This window comes from Pricia sp. (assembly GCF_041745955.1).
GTDB lineage: Bacteria > Bacteroidota > Bacteroidia > Flavobacteriales > Flavobacteriaceae > Pricia.
The window spans coordinates 1-22,454 of the sequence record NZ_JBGTHY010000108.1 but is presented as its reverse complement, the minus strand read 5'-3'; the positions used below and the strand labels follow the sequence as shown (position 1 = coordinate 22,454).

At 44.8% G+C, this 22,454-nt stretch carries 20 protein-coding genes; 19 read left to right on the top strand and 1 reads right to left on the bottom strand.

All coding sequences use genetic code 11. The features are described from left to right. The 14 genes from ACEW8S_RS03735 to ppk1 form a co-directional block, all read left to right on the top strand. The coding region (locus ACEW8S_RS03735; protein WP_373516844.1) for an amino acid adenylation domain-containing protein at positions 1 to 3,326 on the top strand (3,326 nt) is incomplete at its 5' end. A 12-nt stretch (positions 3,327 to 3,338) separates the two neighbouring features. After that, complete coding sequence (locus tag ACEW8S_RS03730) at positions 3,339 to 4,685, top strand: nucleotide disphospho-sugar-binding domain-containing protein (protein WP_373516843.1); 1,347 nt, start codon at positions 3,339 to 3,341, stop codon at positions 4,683 to 4,685. A gap of 3 nt (positions 4,686 to 4,688) precedes the next feature. Further along, entirely contained in the window at positions 4,689 to 5,420 is a 732-nt protein-coding gene (locus ACEW8S_RS03725; RefSeq protein ID WP_373516842.1) for a 4'-phosphopantetheinyl transferase superfamily protein, read from the top strand. Between the two features lie 100 nt (positions 5,421 to 5,520). After that, positions 5,521 to 7,014, top strand: coding sequence for an AMP-binding protein (locus ACEW8S_RS03720; RefSeq protein ID WP_373516841.1), 1,494 nt, complete (start codon positions 5,521 to 5,523; stop codon positions 7,012 to 7,014). 84 nt (positions 7,015 to 7,098) lie between these two features. After that, positions 7,099 to 7,359 (top strand): acyl carrier protein, encoded by a 261-nt coding sequence (locus tag ACEW8S_RS03715; RefSeq protein ID WP_373516840.1) that lies wholly within the window; start codon positions 7,099 to 7,101, stop codon positions 7,357 to 7,359. A gap of 20 nt (positions 7,360 to 7,379) precedes the next feature. Then, positions 7,380 to 8,813: an MBOAT family protein gene (locus ACEW8S_RS03710; protein ID WP_373516839.1), complete on the top strand. Its 1,434-nt coding sequence runs from the start codon at positions 7,380 to 7,382 to the stop codon at positions 8,811 to 8,813. A gap of 55 nt (positions 8,814 to 8,868) precedes the next feature. After that, entirely contained in the window at positions 8,869 to 9,762 is an 894-nt protein-coding gene (locus ACEW8S_RS03705) for a hypothetical protein (protein WP_373516838.1), read from the top strand. Between the two features lie 91 nt (positions 9,763 to 9,853). Continuing rightward, entirely contained in the window at positions 9,854 to 10,393 is a 540-nt protein-coding gene (gene pyrR, locus ACEW8S_RS03700; RefSeq protein WP_373516837.1) for a bifunctional pyr operon transcriptional regulator/uracil phosphoribosyltransferase PyrR, read from the top strand. 127 nt (positions 10,394 to 10,520) lie between these two features. Next, positions 10,521 to 11,447 (top strand): aspartate carbamoyltransferase catalytic subunit, encoded by a 927-nt coding sequence (locus ACEW8S_RS03695; protein ID WP_373516836.1) that lies wholly within the window; start codon positions 10,521 to 10,523, stop codon positions 11,445 to 11,447. 120 nt (positions 11,448 to 11,567) lie between these two features. After that, the gene (locus tag ACEW8S_RS03690) at positions 11,568 to 11,900 is read left to right on the top strand and encodes a ribonuclease Z (protein WP_373516835.1); all 333 of its coding nucleotides are present in this window, start codon (positions 11,568 to 11,570) and stop codon (positions 11,898 to 11,900) included. Next, complete coding sequence (locus ACEW8S_RS03685; protein ID WP_373516834.1) at positions 11,897 to 12,802, top strand: ribonuclease Z; 906 nt, start codon at positions 11,897 to 11,899, stop codon at positions 12,800 to 12,802. The genes ACEW8S_RS03690 and ACEW8S_RS03685 overlap by 4 nt, the downstream gene beginning before the upstream one ends. 65 nt (positions 12,803 to 12,867) lie before the next feature. Beyond that, on the top strand, positions 12,868 to 13,515 hold the full coding sequence (pdxH, locus tag ACEW8S_RS03680) for a pyridoxamine 5'-phosphate oxidase (protein ID WP_373516833.1): 648 nt from the start codon (positions 12,868 to 12,870) through the stop codon (positions 13,513 to 13,515). Positions 13,516 to 13,639: 124 nt separating this feature from the next. After that, positions 13,640 to 14,125 carry a histidine phosphatase family protein gene (locus ACEW8S_RS03675; protein WP_373516832.1) on the top strand — a complete coding sequence of 162 codons (486 nt, stop codon included), beginning with the start codon at positions 13,640 to 13,642 and terminating at the stop codon, positions 14,123 to 14,125. Then, complete coding sequence (ppk1, locus tag ACEW8S_RS03670) at positions 14,126 to 16,216, top strand: polyphosphate kinase 1 (RefSeq protein WP_373516831.1); 2,091 nt, start codon at positions 14,126 to 14,128, stop codon at positions 16,214 to 16,216. A gap of 98 nt (positions 16,217 to 16,314) precedes the next feature. Here the strand turns inward: ppk1 and ACEW8S_RS03665 are convergent, their stop codons facing one another. Beyond that, positions 16,315 to 16,896 carry a tRNA-(ms[2]io[6]A)-hydroxylase gene (locus tag ACEW8S_RS03665; RefSeq protein WP_373516830.1) on the bottom strand — a complete coding sequence of 194 codons (582 nt, stop codon included), beginning with the start codon at positions 16,894 to 16,896 and terminating at the stop codon, positions 16,315 to 16,317. Between the two features lie 254 nt (positions 16,897 to 17,150). Here ACEW8S_RS03665 and ACEW8S_RS03660 point away from each other — a divergent pair, with 254 nt between their 5' ends. The 5 genes from ACEW8S_RS03660 (at position 17,151) to eboE (ending at position 22,307) form a co-directional block, all read left to right on the top strand. Beyond that, positions 17,151 to 18,005: an EboA domain-containing protein gene (locus ACEW8S_RS03660; RefSeq protein ID WP_373516829.1), complete on the top strand. Its 855-nt coding sequence runs from the start codon at positions 17,151 to 17,153 to the stop codon at positions 18,003 to 18,005. Between the two features lie 22 nt (positions 18,006 to 18,027). Next, entirely contained in the window at positions 18,028 to 18,936 is a 909-nt protein-coding gene (locus ACEW8S_RS03655) for a TatD family hydrolase (protein ID WP_373516828.1), read from the top strand. Positions 18,937 to 19,035: 99 nt separating this feature from the next. Continuing rightward, a complete protein-coding gene (eboC, locus tag ACEW8S_RS03650; protein WP_373516827.1) occupies positions 19,036 to 19,938 on the top strand; it encodes a UbiA-like protein EboC in 903 nt (300 codons plus the stop codon). A gap of 10 nt (positions 19,939 to 19,948) precedes the next feature. Then, complete coding sequence (locus tag ACEW8S_RS03645) at positions 19,949 to 21,127, top strand: 3-dehydroquinate synthase (RefSeq protein ID WP_373516826.1); 1,179 nt, start codon at positions 19,949 to 19,951, stop codon at positions 21,125 to 21,127. Beyond that, the gene (gene eboE, locus ACEW8S_RS03640; protein WP_373516825.1) at positions 21,114 to 22,307 is read left to right on the top strand and encodes a metabolite traffic protein EboE; all 1,194 of its coding nucleotides are present in this window, start codon (positions 21,114 to 21,116) and stop codon (positions 22,305 to 22,307) included. The genes ACEW8S_RS03645 and eboE overlap by 14 nt, the downstream gene beginning before the upstream one ends. Positions 22,308 to 22,454 lie beyond the last annotated feature (147 nt).

Genomic DNA, 22,454 nt, shown 5'->3' with positions numbered 1-22,454 from the left:
AATATTGGAAGGGGAAGCTGGCCGGCGAGATCCCCATCATCGATCTGCCGACGGATTTTCCTAGACCGAAGGAAACTACGTTTGTAGGCCGATCATCGGATTTCCATCATTTTTCGGAACAAACCTCGGAGACTATTTTAAAGTCCTGCAAACAAATGGGCGTGACGCCGTACGTGTTTTTTCTCTCGGTCTATTACCTTTTTTTGTACCGATACACCGGACAACAAGATATTCTTATCGGTTCGCCGATTTCGAACCGCGACCAAAAACAATTGGAGGATACTATCGGATTCTTCAATGACACTATTGTTCTCCGAACCGAAATCTCGCCCGCGTACACATTTCTGAATCTGATAGGCGCCGTCAAAACTACTACGCTCGAGGCCTTTTCGAACAAAGAAGTGCCCTTTGATCTTTTGGTCAGCGAACTCAATCAAGAACGCTCTTTGTCGGTCAATCCCTTTTTTCAGGTAATGTTCTTGTACTATTCCATTTCCGAACCGGAATCTTTCGGTGAAAATTTGCAGGTTGACGATGAGTTTTATAATCCCGGGGTCTCAAAATTCGACCTCACGTTTGATGTGGCCGAAGAAAGCGGTAGACTATCCTTTGCCTTCGAGTACAGTACCGCGCTTTTTAAAGACGGGACCATCAAAAGGTTTCAGGAACATATTGTCCTTTTGGTCGCCGGTGTAATTGCCCGTCCCGAACGTCCCATCCCAGAAATAGAAATGCTTTTTACCGCGGAAAAGGAATTTTTATTGTCGGAGAAGAACATTCGATCGGATACTTTTAAAGAGTTTACCGGCATACACCAGTGTATCGAAAAAATAGCCGAAGCAAGGCCGGATGCGGTGGCGGTTTCATTTCAGGATACCCATTTGACCTACGCTGAACTGATGGCAAAAGCCCATATTCTGGCTTCCCGTATTCTGGAAAAAACCGAGGGTAGCAATGAAGTCATCGGACTTTGTATCGAGCGCTCCGCTGAAATGATAGTGGGCCTTCTCGGCATTTTAAAGGCGGGTTGTGCGTATTTGCCGATCGACCCCGCGTATCCCAAAGAACGTATCGATTTTATGCTTGGGGATGCCAAGGTATTGAATACCGTAACACAAAAAAAACTAAAGTCTCGCTTCTCGAATGCCAATATGCATACATTTTTGGTGGATGAAATCGGTACATCCGAAGACCGGTCGGGAACGCTACTGCCCGTATCCCAAAAAAGCGATTTGGCCTATATCATATATACCTCGGGCAGTACCGGAAAACCCAAAGGTGTACCGATTACGCACGATAGTATTTTGAATTCGACTGCGGGACGGTGGGACTTTTATTCCGAAAATCCCAAAGCGTTTCTATTACTATCCTCCATTTCCTTCGACAGTTCAAAGGCCGGAATTTACTGGACGCTCTGTACCGGTGGTAACCTTGTCGTCACCGAAAACCGTATCGAACAGGATATGGTCAAGCTGGCCGGGACCATTGAGCGGCATCATGTCACGCACATGCTGCTGTTGCCCACACTGTACCAGTTGATGCTCGAACATGCCGATACCGAGAAATTACAGTGTTTGAAAACGATTATGGTCGCCGGGGAAGCTTGTCCGCCATCTTTGGGCGAGCGTCATTTTAAAACCTTGCCCGATGCCTTGCTCTATAACGAGTACGGCCCCACGGAAGCTACCGTTTGGTGTATAGCCCATAAGATAAAGAAAGATGAAGAAAAGGGAAGAACACCTTTGGGGCGGCCGGTGGCCAACGCCCAGATTTATCTGCTCGATACCACAATGAATCTAGTCCCCATGGGGGCAACCGGGGAGATCTATGTGGGTGGCCCGGGACTTTCAAACGGATACTTGAACCGGCCCGAATTGACTGCCGCGGTCTATTTCGATAATCCTTTTTCGAGACGTTTGGGCACTCGATTGTATAAGACCGGGGATATGGCCCGCTATAATTCCGATGGTGATATCGAATTTTTGGGGCGTTCGGACCAGCAAATAAAGATTCGCGGGTACCGTGTGGAATTGGAAGAGATCGAAAAAGCCATCAGGGCCGTTGCCGATACAACACAGGTGGTTGTACTGGCGGAGGGTGAGGCTAACGCTACGAAACGCATTGTCGCTTATCTTTCCGCTAACAAGTCGATAGCGATCGATGTACTCAAGACATCCCTGAAACAAAATATTCCTGATTACATGGTACCGTCATCGATCACGCAAGTCGATGAAATGCCGGTGCTTCCCAACGGAAAGATTGACAAGACCGCCTTGCAGAAATTAAATCGGGTAGGGGAGTCCGACACCATTAAAGAAAAGCAGGCGCCCGGTAACGAACTGGAGTTAAAGTTGCACGCCATTTGGAAAGATGTGCTCAAGTTGGGGGATATCGGGGTACATGATAATTTCTTCGCCTTGGGCGGCGATTCCATATTAAGCATCCAATTTATTTCCAAGGCACGCAAAGCGGATATCAATCTGACACCGAACCAGATTTTTGATAACCAGACTATAGCCGGCTTGGCGCAGTATATTTCATCCAAAGAAAAGCCGACCGAGGAATGGGATTATCTGGTCGCCCTGCGCAAAGAAGGTTCCGAAAAGCCCTTGTTCTGTATTCACGCCGGGGGAGGGCATGTGTTTTTCTATACTATTCTAACAAAATATATTGGGCCCCATCGACCTATTTATGCCCTTCAGGCTTCGGGTGTGTACGCTGGCAAGGAAATGCACCATAGCATCGAAGCCATGGCGAAAGATTATTTACAGGCCATTCGCTCCGTTCAGCCAGAAGGCCCCTATAATATTATGGTCTATTGTTTCAGCGTCGCCGTTGGCCACGAAATGGCCATTCAATTAACACAGGCCGGGGAAACCGCCAACCTGATCGTGATGGATACTATGACAGATCCGTGGAAACTCGATACCGGTAACCGGCTGCGAATGCGCATTAAAAGTTTTATCAAACGTTTCTTGGCAAGTCCGGTTAAAACCGTCAAGGGCATGGTGGACGAGCGATGGATACACCTGAAGCTGAAGCTTAGACAGCAAATGGCCAAAGGTGACGATAAGATCTTGGCGGAGCTCAATGCCAACCTGGCCCGTATTTGTAAAACCTATACTTGGCGGCCACATCAAGAAAAAGTGACACTATTGCTCACCGAAAAGCCCGATGGGGCCATCAATAAGGAGGTCATCGGATCTTGGAAAAAAGTGGCTTTGGGAGGTGTTGAGATTGTTCCCGTAAAGGGAAACCATATCAATCTGTTCGCCGAACCGGAGGTGGCCGTGGTGGCAGAAAGAATTGATGAGAATTGTGTTTGATAAAATCTGAACATGTCCCACATTGCAGTAGCTATCTCAGGCCTTACCGGACGAATGAATTCCGGTTTTGAGCTGATATCAAGATTGGAAAATGAGGGGCACCGGGTGACCTGCCTTTGTCAGCCCTATACGACTGAAATAGTTGCTAAACAGGGATTCGATTATCTTGAAATCCCTGAAATTAATTTTAAATATGCCGATGCAGATGACAGGGCGAACGCAAATCATAACTCATGGTTTCAAAAATGGAAAAATCATATTAAAAATGGCCACAATCGATACGGGCAGGGAAAAAAACTGTTGAAACTGGATGCGTACGAAAAAATATGGCTTGAATTGAAACCTAACCATGTACTGGTGGATGTTGAACTGCACGATCTTATTTTTACGGCCTATGCGGCAAAGATTCCGACAACACTTTTTCATACCTGGTTTTCCGACATCCCCGATTTACAATTGCCCCCGATACGAACATCCATAATTCCGGGCAAGGATTTTGGTGGTAGCAGCTTTGGAATCGCCTGGGCAAGGTTCATCGATTGGGCCAAGATTCAGGGACGTCTTTACATCAATAAGTTGAAATTTCAGGACTATCGCCGGGCGACTATCAAGGGGTATGCGCTAGAAATAGGTTTTCCCGTCGACGAATTGAGGGTAAGTACTTTGCCACCGCTATATCGTTTTACAAACTTGCCGATTCTGCTGCTCGCCATGCGGGAACTTGATTTTCCACATAAACCGGACAAGAACTTGATATATGCAGGTCCTATGGTTTACGCAAACCGACATGACCTGAATCCCGAATCTGCTGACGCCGAGCGCTTGAAAGCCATTTATAAATCCAAAAAGACAGGCGACAAGAAATTGATATATTGCTCCGTCGGTACCTTGGCCAAAGGCGACGTCTCGTTTCTAAAAAAGGTAATTGAGGTAGTTGGCGAAGAAAAAGATTGGTTGTTGATCTTATCATTAGGTCGAAACCTATCCTATGACACCTTTACCGATTTGCCCGAAAACGCGCATCTTTTCCAATGGGTGCCGCAATTGAAAGTACTTTCCCATGCCGATTGCTGTATAAATCACGCAGGTATAAACAGTATCAACGAATGTTTGCATTATGCCGTGCCCATGGTCATATACTCGTTAAAGTATACCGATGAAAACGGCAATGCCGCTAGAATGGCGTATCACGGTTTGGCCGTTGTTGGGGATAAGGATGAAGACGGGGTTGCCGAAATCCATAAAAATATCAGGGCAGTATTGACGGATTCAAAATACCTTGAAAAAATTTCGGAATTCAACGGTATATATGAGGGGTATTGTCAACGAAAGCTGGCACCTTTAATGTTTAATGTTTAAGGGATGAAGACAGTGCTGCCTCAAAACAAATTAGAACTTTCGCAAAACGAAATACATCTATGGCATTGCCGTTTTGACACCAGCAACGACCGTATCGAAGCCTTTAAACGGATTTTATCCCATCACGAAAAGGAAAAGGCCGGCAGGTTCAAGTTTGACATCCATCGGGAACAATCCATTATTTCAAGAGGGATACTTCGTACGCTTTTGGGCAAGTATTTCGAAAAACATCCCCGTGAGCTGGAGTTTGGTTATACCGCGTACGATAAACCCTATTTGAAAAACGAAAGCAGCTTGCGGTTCAATGTATCCCATTCCGGGAACCGGGCCGTTTTTGGATTTGTACAGGACGGTGAAATAGGAGTCGATATCGAGAAAGTCAAAAACAACCTTGAAGTGATGGACATCGCCCAGCACTTTTTTTCATCCGATGAAATCAAAGCATTGGAGGTTTTACCGCTACACGAAAGAATAGCAGCGTTCTATCGCTGTTGGACCCGTAAAGAATCATTCATAAAGGCAAAGGGCAGTGGACTCTCGTTTCCCTTGACTTCGTTTTCGGTCTCTTTGGATGCGGAAAAAGCCGAAGTATTGCGTACGGATTGGGATACTGGTGAAAAAGCGGAATGGCGTATGTTTTCGTTTGAACCGGATGAAGGTTATTTGGGAGCCCTTTCAGTTCGAGCGAATTGTAGTAACCTCCGGCAAATGGATTGGGATGCGATCTATACATGATTCCAGACAAAGTACACATAGCCTACTATTATCATTCAAAAAATAGCTTAATTTCGCAGCGCACCAAACATTTATAATCCTGAGAACCTAACTTTTCGTCATGTTTTACGAAAATATACGCTCCAGACTGGTCACTATTGCATCCCGTTTCCCCGACCGAAACGCCTTTTGCATCAATGAAACCTTCTATACTTATGCCGAACTATGGGACTTGATCGGCAAAATACGCATGCAACTAGGTGAATTCAATGTCGAAAATAATAGGATAGGCCTCGTCGCCAATGACGACCTGCATACCTACGCCTCGATATTCGCCGCTTGGTTGGAAGGAATGGCCTACGTGCCGCTTCATCCCAAACAACCCTTGGAACGTAATTTGGAGGTAATTTCCCAAGCGGAACTGCTGTTCGTGCTCGATTCCGGATCAGAGCGGGTATTTGACTCCGTTAGCACCGTTGATACAAAAGCCTGCGAATCCCTCGCCCCAAAAACGGACGAAATTAGCGTCGGTGACGATGCTTTGGCCTACATCCTTTTTACGTCCGGAAGCACGGGGAAACCGAAGGGCGTGCCGATTACAAGAGGCAATCTGGCTACCTTTATGGAAGTTTTTCTGGCTACCGACATCGTGCTTGACGAAACGGACCGATGCCTGCAATGTTTCGACCTCACCTTCGATATTTCGGTGCAGTGCTACCTTACACCGCTGCTACATGGTGCCTGTGTCTATTCGGTGCCCCACGATCAGATCAAGTTTACCTATGTGTATGGATTGTTAGACGATCATGAACTGACCTTCGGGGTCTTGGCACCGAGCATGGTCCATCATTTAAGACCGTATTTTGAGGAAATCCATCTAGAAAAGCTGAAATATTGCCTGCTAGTGGCCGAGGCGACACCTATAGATTTGTTACAGGAATGGTTCAAGCACATTCCCAATGCCCGTGTTTTTAACTTTTATGGCCCCACCGAAGCGACGATTTATTGTGTTTCCTATGAAGCGAAGCGCCATGAAAAACTAAAGGAGGCCAATGGCTTGCTCGCTATCGGGCGTCCTTTTGAAGGTACCGATGCCGTGATTCTTGACGAGAATTCACAAATTGCCGGAAGAGGTGTGAAGGGCGAAATGTACGTTTCCGGTAATCAAGTAACGACCGGCTATTGGAAGAATCCCGAAAAAAATGCCGAGGCCTTTAAAATTTTGGAATTCAAAGGAAAATCCCGAATATTCTATAAAACAGGCGATCTCTGCATGGAGGATGTAGATGGGGATATCCTTTATTACGGTCGATTGGATTATCAGGTAAAAATACAGGGCTACCGCATCGAACTGGGCGAGATCGAATTTCATGCACGGGAGGCTATCGGCGGCAAGAACGCCGTGGCTTTCGTATATGAAGCCGAGGGGGGAAGCAAACAAATTGCCCTTGCCCTTGAAACGGTTAGTTTCGATGAAAAAAAGGTCATCGGCTTTTTAAACACTAAATTGCCTGCCTATATGTTGCCTTCCAAAATGTTCAATGTCGAAAAATTCCCACTGAACACCAGTGACAAAGTGGATAGAAAACAAATTGCGGCTTTATTGACGGTGTGATATACTATAAAGTTCAGGAGAGCGTTTTCAAATTAGTTATCGATACAAAGAATTTAAAAAATCTTCTAATTCCCAAAAAATTATATGGAAAGAAAGGAAATAGTGCACAAATTGACGCAGGTATTCCACAAAACTTTCGATACTACCGATCTGGAATTAACCGATGTTATGACCGCCAACGACGTCGATAATTGGGATTCCCTTACCCACATGGTGCTCATCGGCGACGTAGAAAAGGAATTCGGCATCAAGTTCAAATTGAAGGAACTGAACAAAATGAACACGGTGGGTCATCTGATTGACATGGTTGCCGACAAAACCGGCAGATTACAGGTCCAGAATTGACTCACAATACCTTCTAAAAAATGGTATTTACCTCACTTAATTTTTTACTTTTTTTTCCCGCCGTCATCCTATTGTTTTATGCTACCCCGATAAAATTCAGATGGCTGACCTTGTTGGTGGCGAGCTATTTTTTTTATCTGAACATCGAGCCGGTTTTCGGGCTGTTGACGGCTTTGATCACCGTATCCACTTATAGTTGCACACGCTTGATTGATAAAGCGGAAGAAGATTCCAAGAAACGCGTGTTCATGTATATCAATATCGCCATTGTACTGCTTCCCCTGTTTTTTTTCAAATACTTTATCCCGATCAACGAGGGTATATTCGATATGCTCGAAATGTACGATATGAGGTGGGGCCTGCCCAAGATCAGTTTCTTGTTGCCCGTGGGAATATCCTATTACACATTTATGGCCATAGGGTATACGGTCGATGTGTATAATGAGGAGATGGAGGCCGAAAAAAATATCGGCATCGTGGCCCTGTTCATTGCATTTTTTCCGCTGGTACTATCCGGTCCCATAGAGCGGGCCACGAATATGATTCCGCAATTTAAGTCCGGCATGAAACTCGATCCCGCTAACTTCTCCCCGGGACTTAAATTGATGTTATGGGGCTATTTTATGAAATTGGTCGTGGCGGACCGCACGGCAATTTATGTGGATGCCGTATATAATAATGTGGCGCTTCACAGTGGTGACAGTATACTTTTGGCGTCCACCCTTTATCCCATTCAAGTGTATGCCGATTTGGGGGGGTATTCCCTGATAGCCATCGGGGTTTCACGAATATTGGGTCTTGAGGTCATGCACAATTTCAACCGACCGTTTTTTGCGACTTCCATGGCGGTATTCTGGCGAAGATGGCACATTTCGTTGATCAAATGGCTGACCGATTATCTGTATACGCCTTTGGCCTTTAGTTTCAGAAAATATGGTATTTGGGGCATTGTACTGGCCCTTATGATCACCTTTATACTTAGCGGCATCTGGCACGGCGCGACCTTGGGGTTTTTGGTATGGGGCATATTACAGGGAATTTTTTTAAGTGTCGAGGCACTGGCGAACAAACGCCGGAGCAAGTTGGTGAAGCGGTTTAACCTGAAGAATAATTTCATATACACTGTTTTTTCGATAGGATTTACGTTTGTGCTGTTCGCCATTTCCGAAGTATTTATAAGGGCGGTTACGATCGATGATTCCCTCTTGGTCTTTAAAAAAATCCTATTTGAGCCTGGCCCTATTTTCTTGGATAAGACCACTTGGGCCTATAGTTTCATCGGTATTACCATCTTATTGTTACGTGATTTTAGGGAGGAATATTTTCCTGAAAAAAAGCAGTTTTTTAATAGTGAAAACATCATCGTCCGCTTTGGTTCGTACCTATTTATTGCCCTGACGATTTTGTGGATAGGTGTCTTGAACGGCGGACAGTTTATCTATTTCCAGTTTTAGGTAAGGGGTGCTTCTTGGAATTTGTAATAGTGAATGGATACATTGAATTTATAGTATGAAATCATTTATAATCAAGGTATTGGTTTTCGTAGGATTGTTCTACGCAGCTGATTTTATAGCGGGAATGGTACTCGGCCATTTCTATATCAAATCGAAGAACATCAACCTACTTAACACCAATTACGGATTTTCAGGAAATGTCAAGGACGATATCTTGATTTTTGGTGCCTCCGAACTTTCACACGCGCTGATACCCCATCGAATTACAGACAAAACGGGAATGTCTACCTACAACTTGGCCTGCGATGCGTGCAGTATTTACTACCAGTATCCAATGCTCGAAACGATTTTAGAAGCACATGTGCCCAAAGTGATCGTGTTGAGTTCCAATCAAATGAACGAAGAAAGTTTGGGTTATGTAACCAAATTGTATCCCTTTTACGATACGAACAAGCATGTAAAAGATTTGGTCGATGTATTACTGCCCAAAGAATACTTTAAATTGGCGCTTAACGGCTACGTGTACAATTCCAAGCTCATTCGGGTGTTCGACAGATCAAATGATAATAGGAACGGCTATGTACCGTTGCACCCCGAAGAAATCAGGATCGATCCATCGGACTTCGAGGTGTTGGGGGTCGGAAAGAACAATCCGATTACGGCCGATACGGAAAACTACTTTCGAAAATTCGTTCAAAAAGCGACGGCCAAAGGTGTAAAAGTATACGTTTGGGTTCCCCCCATATTACAGAAAATGAACGGGGACTACCGGGCTAAAATGACTGCAGTCGTAGAAACGACAGGGGCAAAAATCATCGATTTTTCAAAAGATCAGTATTTTTTATCTCGGTCGGCACTTTTTTTCGATCAGTCCCATCTCAATGATGACGGGGCCAAGGTAATGACCGATAGGGTTATGCAGATTTTGAAGGAGGATGGGGTCTATTGATTGAAGAATTCCCTATTTTTGTTTCACTGAAGCCATCGAAAAAGAACAAGGCTTGGGCCGGCTAAAACAGGTTTAACACAGCACTAGCAATATGGGTCAAAGAGTATTGTTATCCGAAAAGGAAATCAACATTATACTTCACCGTTTGGCCTGCCAATTGCTTGAAAACCACCTTGATTTTAAAGATACCGTACTTATCGGTTTACAGCCAAGAGGTATTTTTGTCGCCAAAAGGCTGATGCAGATATTAAAGGAAGAATACGGTGTGGCACATATTCATACCGGCTTTTTGGATATCACCTTCTACCGCGATGATTTCCGCAGAGGTGACAAAGTGCTGGAAGCCAATAAAACGGACATCGATTTTTTGGTGGAGGATAAAAAAGTGGTGCTGATTGACGATGTCCTTTACACCGGTCGCAGCATACGTGCTGCCCTGACCGCCATACAATCTTTTGGAAGGCCTAAAGAAATCGAATTACTGACCCTTATCGATAGACGTTTCAGCCGGCACCTTCCCATACAGCCGAATTACAGGGGCCGACAGGTCGATGCCATCAACGATGAAAAGGTAAAGGTCTTATGGAAGGAAAACGAAGGTAAGGATGTGGTGTATTTGGTGAAGGGTTAGGAGTTCAGGGTTATGAGTTCGGAGTTTGCAGTTTTTTGTGAGATAGGCAGTGGTTTAGTTTGAAAATTTACTGGAAGCAAAAACTTTTGATCTTGCGATTGAAATCAATAATTAACAATTTCCGCGAATGAGCGAATTAAGTGTCAAACACTTACTGGGAATCAAATATCTGAACGAGGCGGATATTCAGCTCATTTTTGAGACCGCCGATCAATTCAAGGAGGTCATCAACCGCTCGATAAAAAAAGTACCTTCGTTGCGCGATATCACGATTGCCAATATCTTTTTCGAGAACAGTACCCGTACCAAACTCTCCTTTGAGCTGGCCGAGAAACGCCTTTCCGCCGATGTTATCAATTTTTCGGCAGGGCAATCCTCCGTGAAGAAAGGGGAGACCCTTATCGATACGGTGAACAACATCCTTTCGATGAAGGTGGATATGGTGGTGATGCGGCATCCAAATCCCGGAGCTGGCATCTTTTTATCCAAACACGTCAAGGCCTCCATTGTCAATGCGGGCGACGGGGCGCACGAGCATCCGACGCAGGCCTTGTTGGATTCGTATTCCATCCGAGAAAAATTGGGCGATGTGGCCGGTAAAAAAGTGGTCATTGTTGGCGATATCCTACATTCCCGCGTTGCCCTTTCCAATATTTTTGCCCTGAAGCTCCAAGGGGCCACGGTCAAGGTATGCGGCCCTAAAACCTTGCTACCCAAACATGTGGAGTCGCTCGGTGTGGCGGTGGAGACGGATCTGAGAAAAGCCTTGAACTGGTGCGATGTGGCCAATATGCTACGTATTCAGAACGAACGCCTTGATATCAGCTATTTTCCCACCACAAGGGAATACACCCAGCAGTTCGGGATCAATAAAAAATTACTGGACAGCTTGGACAAGGAAATCGTCATCATGCATCCCGGGCCCATAAATAGGGGCGTGGAAATAACGAGTGACGTTGCCGATTCCAAGCAATCCATCATCTTGAACCAAGTGGAGAACGGTGTCGCCATTAGAATGGCGGTGTTGTATTTATTGGCTTCCAAGATCAAGTAGGGTAGCATTCTCGTAATAGCTGCACTCTGGGTGAATGCATCCAGCGTTGACCGGGCCATAGGGTACTTTACTAAGACAAAGTTTCCGTTAAGACAAAATTAAAACCTAAATCATTAAACTATGATTTTCGATTCCGATGGCACCACGACGGTAGTATTTCAAGAGAATATTTCTTTGCCGAAATTCCTAAAGAACCTAAATGATGGGTATCCCAAAATCAAGAACGACCATATTATCGTCAATCTTTTTTCCTTTTCAAAATTGACCTCTGACGATGTGATGGAGTTTTTTCAGCTTTCCGAATCCCACCGAAAAGCCGATAAGTCTTTCGTTCTGGTGACCGACAACGTGTCCTACGAAGATGTGCCCGATGCGATTACCGTTGTACCGACCCTACAGGAAGCCCATGACATCATCGAAATGGAAGAAATCGAAAGGGATTTGGACCTATGAAATTAACCATCCTCGGTTGCTATGCTGCCACCCCGCGAACGATGACCAACCCCACTTCGCAGGTGCTGGAAATCAAAAATCAAATGTTTCTTATTGACTGCGGCGAGGGAACACAGGTGCAACTACGGAAGAACAAGATCAAATTCACCCGAATAAACCACATTTTTATATCCCATCTACATGGGGACCATTTTTTCGGATTGCCCGGTCTGGTATCTACATTTAGATTGTTGGGCAGGGATAAAGACCTGCATATTTACGGTCCCAAGGGCATCAAGGAAGCTATTACCTTGTTTATGAAATTAGGTGACTCGTGGACGAACTATCCGTTGACCTTCCATGAACTGACTTCTACGGCATCGGAGATCGTTTTTGAGGATGACAAAGTATCCGTAGCGACCATCCCCCTCAAACATAGAGTGTATACCAACGGTTTCCTGTTTCGGGAAAAATTGGGCGAACGTAAATTGAACATAGAAGCTGTCGCCAAATATAAGATAAGTAAAGCCCATTTTCGAAACATCAAAAAGGGAACGGATGTTCTTCTGGAAGATGGCACCATGGTTCCGAACCAAAAACTTACCTTCAGCCCTCCCAAACCGAAAAGTTATGCCTATTGCAGCGATACCGGCTTTAAACCGGATATGGTAGACCAGATCAAACGGGTGGATATGCTCTATCACGAATCCACTTTTTTGGAATCCGAAGCCCGTTTGGCACCGAAAACCATGCACTGTACGGCCAAAGAAGCGGCCACTATAGCCAAGGCCGCCGATGTAGGCACTTTGATTTTGGGGCATTACTCAACGCGATACAAATCCATAGATCTATTTAAGGAAGAGGCGCAACAGGTCTTTGCCCATGTAGCGTTGTCGGATGACGGAAAGGTTTTTGAGTTTTAAGTTTATCCGTTTCCCATTCTCCTATCTTTTGCTGAACTTTGTTTAATCTCATAGAAGCGAAAGAAATGCAAAAAAATCTCGCCGATTACCGAAAATCCTACGAAAAAAGTGCCTTGATGGAAGATGCCATTCCCACAAACCCGATGGCGCTCTTCCAAACCTGGTTCGATGAACTGGAAGCTTCAAAAGGCGTAGAGGAACCCAACGCCATGACCGTTTCGACCATTGGCTTGGACGGGTTTCCCAAGAGTAGGGTAGTGCTACTTAAAAAATTCAGCGCACACGGATTTGTCTTTTATTCCAACTACGAAAGCGAAAAGGGGATGTCCATAGCCAAGAATCCCCATAGCTGTATCTCTTTCTTTTGGCCTAATCTCGAACGACAGGTCATCATAAAAGGACAATCGGAAAAGCTTCCTGCCCAAGAATCCGACGACTATTTCAATTCCCGCCCCAAAGGCAGCCGACTAGGCGCTCTGGTTTCCGACCAAAGTAGCGTGATACCGTCAAGGGTATATCTCGAAAATAAACTGAAGAAGCTGGAAGAGGAATATAAGGACAAAGAAATCGAACGTCCTAACCATTGGGGGGGCTACCTCGTCAAACCGGAATCCATCGAATTTTGGCAAGGCAGACAGAACCGTTTGCATGACCGTATCCGGTATACTTTAGTTGAAAATTCCAATTGGAAGCGGGAACGATTGGCGCCATGAAAAAGGAATCAGAGACAGTAAGCAACGGGATAGTTGCAAGAGGGCAGTAAACAGTAGCCAGTATTGAGCGAAAATGAAAAATCATCCCTTTCATAAACCTATAAACTCATAAATTTTTTTTCCAATGAAAACGTTAATTCTAGTACGCCACGGCAAATCATCATGGGACTATTCCGCAGAAGACAAAGACCGTCCGCTTCAGGAAAGGGGAATCAATGACGGACATTTGGTTTCCAATAAGTTCAAATCGCAAGAGGTAGCCATAGACGCGGTTTTTTCAAGTCCCGCGAACAGGGCGCTACACACTTGTATGATATTTCTACGGCAATTGAACTATCCGTTTATCAAATTTCAGGTCACTAACGAACTCTATGATTTTTCGGGGGAGCGCATCCTAAAATTCGTAAGGAATCTGGATGATGATTTCGATACGGTCCTAATTTTCGGCCACAACGAAGCCTTTACGAACGTTGCCAATTCCTTGGGAAATTCATATATTGACAACGTTCCCACTACCGGCCTGGTACAACTCGATTTCAAAGTGAAAGATTGGGCCTCGTTGACTAAGGGTACCACAACGCAAACCATTTTCCCCAAAGACCTAACATAAATGATCAAATCAAAAAATCTATACGTCAATCGAGAGATCAGTTGGCTCCAATTCAATGCGAGAGTACTTCAGGAATGCACCGATAAAAACGTGCCTTTGATAGAACGACTTCGTTTTTTGGGGATATTCTCCAACAACCTCGATGAGTTTTTCAAGGTACGGTATGCCACGGTAAAGCGTATCGTCGATGCCGGTAAAACCGGAAAAAGCGTGCTAGGCGGAGAAAAGGCAAAGGATCTGTTGGAAGAAATTACCAAAATCGCGATTCAACAGCAGAGTAAAAGTGTCGATGTGCTAAAAAAAATCGAAAAAGAACTTGAAGAGCGAAATATATTTTTGTTGAACGAAACCGAACTCTCCGAACAACAGGGAGAATTCGTCAAGGATTATTTTATGCAAAAGGTGAGTCCCCAGCTGATGACCATCATCTTGAACGATATGGCCGAATTCCCTATGTTAAAGGATACCGCCGCCTATCTGGCCATTAAAATGGTCTTGAAGGGCGATGACCGCACCCGACAGACCTATGAAAAACGTGAGAAACGGTATGCGCTTATCGAAATCCCCAAGGGTATCGACCGTTTTGTAGAATTGCCCAAGGAAGGCGATAAAAGTTTTATCATTATTTTGGATGATGTTATCCGTTATTGCCTGGACAGCGTCTTTCCAATGTTTGACTACAAGTCCATTTCGGCCCACATGATCAAGATTACCCGAGATGCAGAGCTGGATATCGACAATGACCTGAGCAAGAGTTTTATCGAGAAAATCCATTCTAGTGTAGAGCACCGAAAAATAAGTGACCCGGTACGCTTCGTCTATGACAAGGCCATCGAAAGGGATACTTTGGAATTTCTAAAGGGTAAGATGGAAGTCGAGGATACCGATAGCGTCATCCCCGGAGGAAGATATCACAACAAAAGGGATTACATGGGCTTCCCAAGCCTGGGCAGAACCGACCTCATGTATGCCAAAATTACTCCCCTACCGGTTAAAGGGCTAAGTCTGGAAGGAAGCCTTCTCGAAAAAATCGGGGAGAAGGATTATCTGCAGTATACTCCCTACCATACCTTTTCGTACACCATTAAGTTTTTGAGGGAAGCTGCACTTGACCCTAAAGTAAAAGCTATCAAGATAACCGTCTATCGATTGGCCAACGATTCCCAAGTGGCGGCATGTCTATCTAACGCCGTAAAGAACGGAAAACAGGTCACGTTGCAGATCGAGTTGCGTGCAAGGTTTGACGAACAGGCCAATATCAGGTATGCCGAAGAGCTACAGGCCGAAGGGGTAAAGCTGATATTCGGAGTACCGGGACTGAAAGTACATAGCAAAATATGCCTCATAGAACGTGAGGAAAACGATGAAATCAAGCGATACGGATTTATAAGTACGGGCAATTTCAACGAATCCACCGCACGGATATATACCGATTATACCCTATTTACGGCCCATGAACCCATTTTAAGGGAACTCAACAAAGTTTTCGATTTCTTCGAGACCACCTATAAGATCAACAAGTACAAACATTTGGTGGTCTCGCCACACTACACCCAAAAGTTCTTTAAAAAACTGATAGCTAACGAAATAACGAACGCAAAAGCGGGCAAGGAGGCTTTTATAAAGATCAAGATGAACAGTCTTACTTCCTATAAAATGATAGACAAGCTTTATGAGGCCAGTAATGCCGGGGTGAAGATTCAGTTGATGATCAGGGGAATCTGTTGTTTGGTGCCCGGTGTGAAAGGCATGAGCCAGAATATCCAGGCCCTAAGCGTCGTAGATAAATTTTTGGAGCATCCGCGGGTGTTTATTTTTTGTAACGGTGGCGATACGCGGATATTTATCTCCTCCGCGGATTTTATGACCCGTAATTTGGAAAATAGGGTAGAGGTAGGCTGTCCGATTTACGACGAGGATATCAAGAAAGAGCTTTTGGATACCTTTGAAATTTCTTGGAACGACAATGTGAAGGCCCGCGTATTCAACAGGGCGCGGAACAATGCCTATCGCAGGAACAGCAAACCAAAACTACGGTCGCAATTTGCGATGTACGATTATTATGTCGAGAAACTGGATGCTGCCCAGTAGACGGTTGGTAGCAGGTATCCGTTTCAGACGATTACCAAGAGGTGAAAAATCATGGAAATGGTTGATTAAGTGGTAAAAAAATGGTTTTTGGCAGCGGGCTATCCGTGGATAGTTTCTTTCGTGCCTAAATCTTTCATAATCGAAGCTTCATAGGCCAACAATTCTTCCCATTTGCCATCCACATCCTGTCGATCGCCGTACTGTCTGGCAAATTTTAGGAACATGGTATAATGGCCTGCCTCGCTGATCATCAGTTTATGGTAGAAATCTGCCAGTTTTCTGTCTTGTAATTCTTCGGAAAGGAGTCGGAATCGTTCACAGCTGCGAGCCTCTATCAGCGCCGCGTACAAAAGGCGATGCACCAACTGTGTCGTGCGACTACCCCCTTTCGGGAAGAATTTTAGCAGTTCGATAACATAGGGGTCTTTTCGGTCACGCCCCAAAATTTGGTTCCGTGCGATGATTCTATCGTGCACCATTTTAAAGTGGCCCATTTCCTCACGGGCCAGAGCTGTCATTTCCCCGACTAGCTCCGTATATTCAGGAAAACTCACGATCAACGATATCGCCGTACTCGCCGCCTTTTGCTCGCAATAGGCGTGATCCGTCAAAATTTCATCGATATTCTTTTCTACGATATTCACCCATCGTGGGTCAGTCGGGAGTTTTAGGCCTAGCATCGAATTTTTATTTTTGTAAAAATAAGGATTGAATTTGACATTTGATATTTGAGTTTGTAATGAAGTTTGAGTTTGTATTTGAGTTTGTATTTCAGTTTGAACCTGTATTTGATCCCCGATACTTAACAAGAATTTTAAATCCAAAATAACCCGTTTCCTTTTATAATAATTAAATTTGTTAAAAGATACCTTCAAAAGGCCTTCATAATTTTCTTTTGTAGGCCTCTGCCAAAGTATGGTACAAAAAATCACCTATGGGATTTACCGACACAAAGGAGCTGAAATCGATAGTATACGAAACTCTCGATCATTCAATAACTGATTGGATAGACGGGAAAATGGTTACAATTATTACCGACGAATCGGCCAAAGATCTATATCTGGCCTACAGCCTTTTATCCCATAAAATTAATCCGGATAAGTTACTGGAAGTAGAAAATTTAGAAAACGTTAAATTAAGTAAATATTTAAGGGTTCAAAATACGAGTATATTACAATTGGCCCGAATATACCTGTTGTCGAAAGTGCTGAAGGAAAACAGTGGATATTTTCAGTCCAAAGTAGCCAATCTGATTCAAGTAGCGGATACTGCTGAACTGGAAACCTTCCTCAAATTCCTGATTTTGTTGCCAAATCCCGAGAACTACAAGCAGGCGGCCGTAGAAGCCTTGCGGACGAATATCGCAACGGTTTTCGATGCGATAAGTGCCTATAATCCCTATCCATCGGCATATTTTAACGACCAGCAATGGAACCAGATGTATTTGAAAGCCGCTTTTATGCAACGGGACCTTTCCCGTATATTGGACATCGACAAACGGGCAAATGCGGACCTGGCCCGAATCATATCCGATTACGCCCATGAACGATGGGCCGCATCCCGTGATGTTGACCCGCTGTTTTGGAGACCGGTCGGCGGTTTTTTGGATGATGGTCTCCTTAAAGATATGGAGCGCTTACTGCAAAGTGATGATCTTGTCGAAAATAGGGTAGGGGCACTGTGCTGTTTTAAATCGGGCGCATCCAAAGCAAAGGCGTTGCTCTATGAGTACCCCGATTTACAGGAAGCAGTGGCCCAAGGAAAAATCAGTTGGATGAATTTAAATTAAAACCGAATTATAAAATAACAATATGGAAGATAAAATGATGTTCATAGACCCTCATGTGCATATGACCTCACGGACTACCGATGATTACGAGGCCATGGCGGCGGCAGGTATCGTTGCGCTGATCGAACCTTCGTTTTGGTTGGGCCAGCCGCGTACCCAAGTAGGATCTTTTCAAGATTACTATAGTAGCCTGGTCGGTTGGGAACCTTTTCGAGCGAGTCAGTTCGGCATTAATCACTATTGTACAATTGGATTGAATTCCAAGGAAGCCAATAATGAAGCTTTGGCGGAGCAGGTCATCGAATTGCTGCCCCTGTATGTGCATAAACAGAATGTGGTTGCCATAGGCGAAATAGGTTATGATGACCAAACCCCGGCGGAGGATAAGTATTTTAGAATGCAGCTCGATATGGCGAAGGAACTTGACATGGTAGTGCAAGTGCACACGCCCCATCGGGACAAGAGGGCCGGTACGCTAAAAAGTATGGAAGTATGCCTGGAACACGGCTTGGATCCTTCGAAGGTGGTTATCGACCATAATAACGAAGAAACGGTAAAAGATGTACTGGATAGAGGTTTTATCGCCGCTTTTACCATTTATCCCAAAACCAAGATGGGCAACGAGCGCATGGTTGCGGTGGTAGAAAAGTATGGTAGTACGAACATCATCGTCGATAGCTCGGCAGATTGGGGCGTGAGTGACCCATTGGCCGTTCCAAAAACAGCTTCGTTGATGCTCAAACGAGGTATTGCCAGAGCCGATGTAGTAAAGACTTGCTATCAAAACGCCCTCGATATTTTCGGAAGCAACGGAAAGATGAAAGAAGAGGATTGGATGAAACCTGATGGCGTCAACCAGGCTCAATTGTTCAATGATAATAGCGTTTTACGGGGCCAGAAACCGAGAGTGGATGCCGACGGGATCGAGTAGGGAGTTCTATCGACAACCAACCAATAACTTTGCCCGTTTCGGGGAATCTGGTCCAGAAAATTATTACGGCAGAAAATCCATTTCAATTATCGGTGCTCAATGAGTCAAAAACTTTTAGGTTACTTTCGTCTGGCCCGACCTGCCAATCTGCCAACGGCGGCAGCGGATATTTTAACAGGGGTCGCGGTGGTCGGTGTTTTTTCGGGTACCGAAAGAAATATTTTTTCTTCGGCCGTTCCCGGCATTGATATCTTTTGCTTAGTTTTTGCCTCCGTTGGTCTCTATGCGGGAGGCGTAATCCTAAACGATGTTTTCGATTATAAAATCGATACTGTTGAACGCCCCGAACGACCGATCCCGAGTGGACTAATTCCTTTAAAATCGGCGGCAATCTACGGCGGCGTATTGTTGTTAATGGGAATCGTGCTCGCGTTTTTGGTAAATAGCGTGTCAGGTTGGGTGGCAATAGCTTTGGCCGCATCGATCGTTCTGTACGATGCCGTAGCTAAGCACTATGACTTTTTCGGCCCTTTGAGTATGGGTATTTGCCGGGGTATCAATTTAATCTTGGGGATGTCCATTTTGGGCGCTTTAGGTCAGTGGTGGATTGCCGGAATTCCTATTGTTTTCATTTTTGCCATCACCCTGATCAGCAGGGGCGAGGTGCATGGCGAGAATAAAAACCATATCGTTTTGGCCGGCGTTCTCTTTGCTACCGTTATTTTTGCAGTGCTAAGTTTGGCCTTCTTGTATACGGATAGTATATTATTTTCGTTACTATTTTTAGTGATCTTCTCGATCTTGGTTTTTCGGCCATTGATAAAGGCCCATTCGGAGAATTCTCCGCAGAATATTAAAAAGGCAGTGATGGCAGGCGTGCTGTCGTTGGTCGTGCTCGATGCGTCGATAGCCGTTTCGTTTTCTACGTGGTGGTATGGATTGCTTATCTTGGCGCTGCTACCGATTTCCATGGCATTGTCGAAACTATTTGCCGTGACTTAAAACATAAGAGATGTTCAAACCTATAGAACAAGAATTCAAAGTATCCTATCGCTATACACTGCACTCCACCAAAGGGCTGTTCGATTTGGAAAATGAACTGTTCAAAAGCATTATCCAGGAATATAAGAAGAACAGTCGCGTAAAGCTGCTCTTCGTCATTGACGATGGGGTGGCGAATGCCCATACCGATCTGCTTAAAAATATTGAGTCCTATTGCGAGAAATATAGCTACAACCTTTCGCATATCAAAAATATCGTGGTCAAGGGCGGTGAGCAAAGCAAGAATAGTGATGGTAGCGTTGACAAAATCCTAAAAGCAATCAACGAAAATGCCATCTGTAGGCATTCCTTCGTGGTGGTTATTGGCGGTGGCGCCGTCATCGATATGGTAGGTTATGCAGCGGCGATTGCCCATAGGGGCGTGAAATTGATACGTATTCCGACTACGGTGCTTTCTCAGAACGATTCCGCCGTAGGCGTCAAGAATAGTATCAATGCCTTCGGTAAAAAGAACTTTTTGGGCACATTCGCGCCTCCCTATTCGATAATCAACGATAGTGAATTCTTGAACACCCTCGAGCAACGGGATTGGATTGCCGGTATCGCCGAGGCTCTAAAAGTGGCCCTGATCAAAGATTTGGATTTCTTCGTGTATCTGGAAAAGCATGCTGAAAAATTGCGGGAAAGAGATTATGAGACCATGCAGTATACCATCTACAAATGTGCCGAAATACATATGCAGCACATTGCCCATGGCGGCGATCCCTTTGAGAGTGGTTCTTCGCGGCCTTTGGATTTCGGACATTGGGCTGCCCATAAGCTAGAACACTTGACCGATTATAGCCTACGTCATGGCGAGGCGGTAGCCAAGGGTATCGTCTTGGATGTTACCTATGCGCATTTGATCGGATTGATTACCGAAAACGAGCTGAAACGGATCGTCCGGGTTTTTGAGGCCATCGGTTTTGATCTGCGTTTTCCTGTGGAATCCGAAACCGAAATGAACCGATTGCTAAACGGAATAGAGGAATTCAGGGAGCATCTCGGGGGACAGCTGACCATCACCCTGATTTCCGGAATTGGGACAAAGCATGACGTTCACGAAATCGACAATTACCTCATGAAAAGGGCTTTACAAAGCGTTAACGATACTACTAATTTAAAAGTGAACCAGCGTGCGAATCACTGATAATACGCATCTTACCTATTGTACGAACATCCATCCCGGGCAGGATTGGGTGACTACGTTCGACAGCTTAAAAGAACATGTTCCCGAAATAAAATCCCAGGTAGCCAAGGATAAACCTTTCGGATTGGGGCTGCGCCTATCCAACAAAGCCAGTGAAGAATTGGGGTTGGGGGAGAGGCTGTCGGAATTCCGAAAATGGCTGTCCGACAACGACGTCTACGTGTTTACGATGAACGGTTTTCCCTACGGAAATTTCCACGACGAGCGGGTGAAGGATCTGGTACATGCCCCGGATTGGACCACCGATGAACGGGTGACGTATACGAAACGCCTTTTCAATCAACTGTCCGTTGTATTACCGGAGGATATGGAAGGCGGAATTTCAACTTCCCCGATCAGTTACAAGTATTGGTATTCATCGAATGATGCCACGAAAAAAGCCTTCACCAAAGCTGCCGAAAACCTTACGGAAATCATCCTGCACCTGTACCATCTGGAAGCCGAAACGGGAAAATACCTGCATTTGGATATAGAACCTGAACCCGATGGGATGATAGAGAACAGTGATGAGGTACTACTGTTTTTTTCCGAGTACCTAGTACCGATTGCCAAGCCCATCCTTAAAAATATATTGGGAAAGAACGATGCAAAGGCCATTGCCCTCATCCACAGATATATTACTGTTTGCTATGATATTTGCCATTTTTCGCTTGCCTTTGAAGAACCTGCGGCTACTTTTGCCAAGTTTTCAGAAGCGGGAATCAAGGTTGGAAAAATTCAGGTTAGCGCCGCTTTAAAAATACTTTTCGATCCGGCGGGAAACGATGCTATTTGGAAGGCTCTGTCCCAATTCAACGAGCCGACGTATCTGCACCAGGTTACCGAGATAATAGAGGGAAGGGTCAAGACCTATAACGACCTGCCCATTGTTTTGAAAAATAAAAAGCCGTTCAAAGAATTACGGGCGCATTTTCACGTGCCTATCTTTTTGGAACAATTTGGAGTGCTGAATTCCACCCAAGACCATATCCTCAAAGTATTTGACTATTTGAAGGAAAATACGGTTTCGAAGCATTTGGAAATCGAGACATATACGTGGGACGTGCTGCCCTTAACCCTTAAAAAGGACCTTTCGGAATCCATCACACGGGAAATCGAATGGTTGATAAACAAGCTTTAGGTTGATTTTTGAACAGCCCCCTAGAACCCTATTCATGAAAAAAACTGTAGTCATAAATGTGGTGGGCCTCACCCAACGCCTTATCGGTGAGCATACCCCCTTTATCGAATCTTTTTTGAAAAAGGGCAAATCCGCCTACATCCATCC

What these genes read in the sequence shown, in the direction of transcription:
- ACEW8S_RS03695 (WP_373516836.1), top strand. Translation starts at nt 10,521, where the DNA reads ATGAGCGAATTAAGTGTCAAACACTTACTGGGAATCAAATATCTGAAC.
- ACEW8S_RS03730 (WP_373516843.1), top strand. Translation starts at nt 3,339, where the DNA reads ATGTCCCACATTGCAGTAGCTATCTCAGGCCTTACCGGACGAATGAAT.
- ACEW8S_RS03685 (WP_373516834.1), top strand. Translation starts at nt 11,897, where the DNA reads ATGAAATTAACCATCCTCGGTTGCTATGCTGCCACCCCGCGAACGATG.
- ACEW8S_RS03675 (WP_373516832.1), top strand. Translation starts at nt 13,640, where the DNA reads ATGAAAACGTTAATTCTAGTACGCCACGGCAAATCATCATGGGACTAT.
- ACEW8S_RS03645 (WP_373516826.1), top strand. Translation starts at nt 19,949, where the DNA reads ATGTTCAAACCTATAGAACAAGAATTCAAAGTATCCTATCGCTATACA.
- ACEW8S_RS03720 (WP_373516841.1), top strand. Translation starts at nt 5,521, where the DNA reads ATGTTTTACGAAAATATACGCTCCAGACTGGTCACTATTGCATCCCGT.
- ACEW8S_RS03725 (WP_373516842.1), top strand. Translation starts at nt 4,689, where the DNA reads ATGAAGACAGTGCTGCCTCAAAACAAATTAGAACTTTCGCAAAACGAA.
- ppk1 (WP_373516831.1), top strand. Translation starts at nt 14,126, where the DNA reads ATGATCAAATCAAAAAATCTATACGTCAATCGAGAGATCAGTTGGCTC.
- eboC (WP_373516827.1), top strand. Translation starts at nt 19,036, where the DNA reads ATGAGTCAAAAACTTTTAGGTTACTTTCGTCTGGCCCGACCTGCCAAT.
- ACEW8S_RS03690 (WP_373516835.1), top strand. Translation starts at nt 11,568, where the DNA reads ATGATTTTCGATTCCGATGGCACCACGACGGTAGTATTTCAAGAGAAT.
- ACEW8S_RS03710 (WP_373516839.1), top strand. Translation starts at nt 7,380, where the DNA reads ATGGTATTTACCTCACTTAATTTTTTACTTTTTTTTCCCGCCGTCATC.
- ACEW8S_RS03715 (WP_373516840.1), top strand. Translation starts at nt 7,099, where the DNA reads ATGGAAAGAAAGGAAATAGTGCACAAATTGACGCAGGTATTCCACAAA.
- ACEW8S_RS03660 (WP_373516829.1), top strand. Translation starts at nt 17,151, where the DNA reads ATGGGATTTACCGACACAAAGGAGCTGAAATCGATAGTATACGAAACT.
- pyrR (WP_373516837.1), top strand. Translation starts at nt 9,854, where the DNA reads ATGGGTCAAAGAGTATTGTTATCCGAAAAGGAAATCAACATTATACTT.
- ACEW8S_RS03665 (WP_373516830.1), bottom strand. Translation starts at nt 16,896, where the DNA reads ATGCTAGGCCTAAAACTCCCGACTGACCCACGATGGGTGAATATCGTA.
- ACEW8S_RS03655 (WP_373516828.1), top strand. Translation starts at nt 18,028, where the DNA reads ATGGAAGATAAAATGATGTTCATAGACCCTCATGTGCATATGACCTCA.
- pdxH (WP_373516833.1), top strand. Translation starts at nt 12,868, where the DNA reads ATGCAAAAAAATCTCGCCGATTACCGAAAATCCTACGAAAAAAGTGCC.
- ACEW8S_RS03705 (WP_373516838.1), top strand. Translation starts at nt 8,869, where the DNA reads ATGAAATCATTTATAATCAAGGTATTGGTTTTCGTAGGATTGTTCTAC.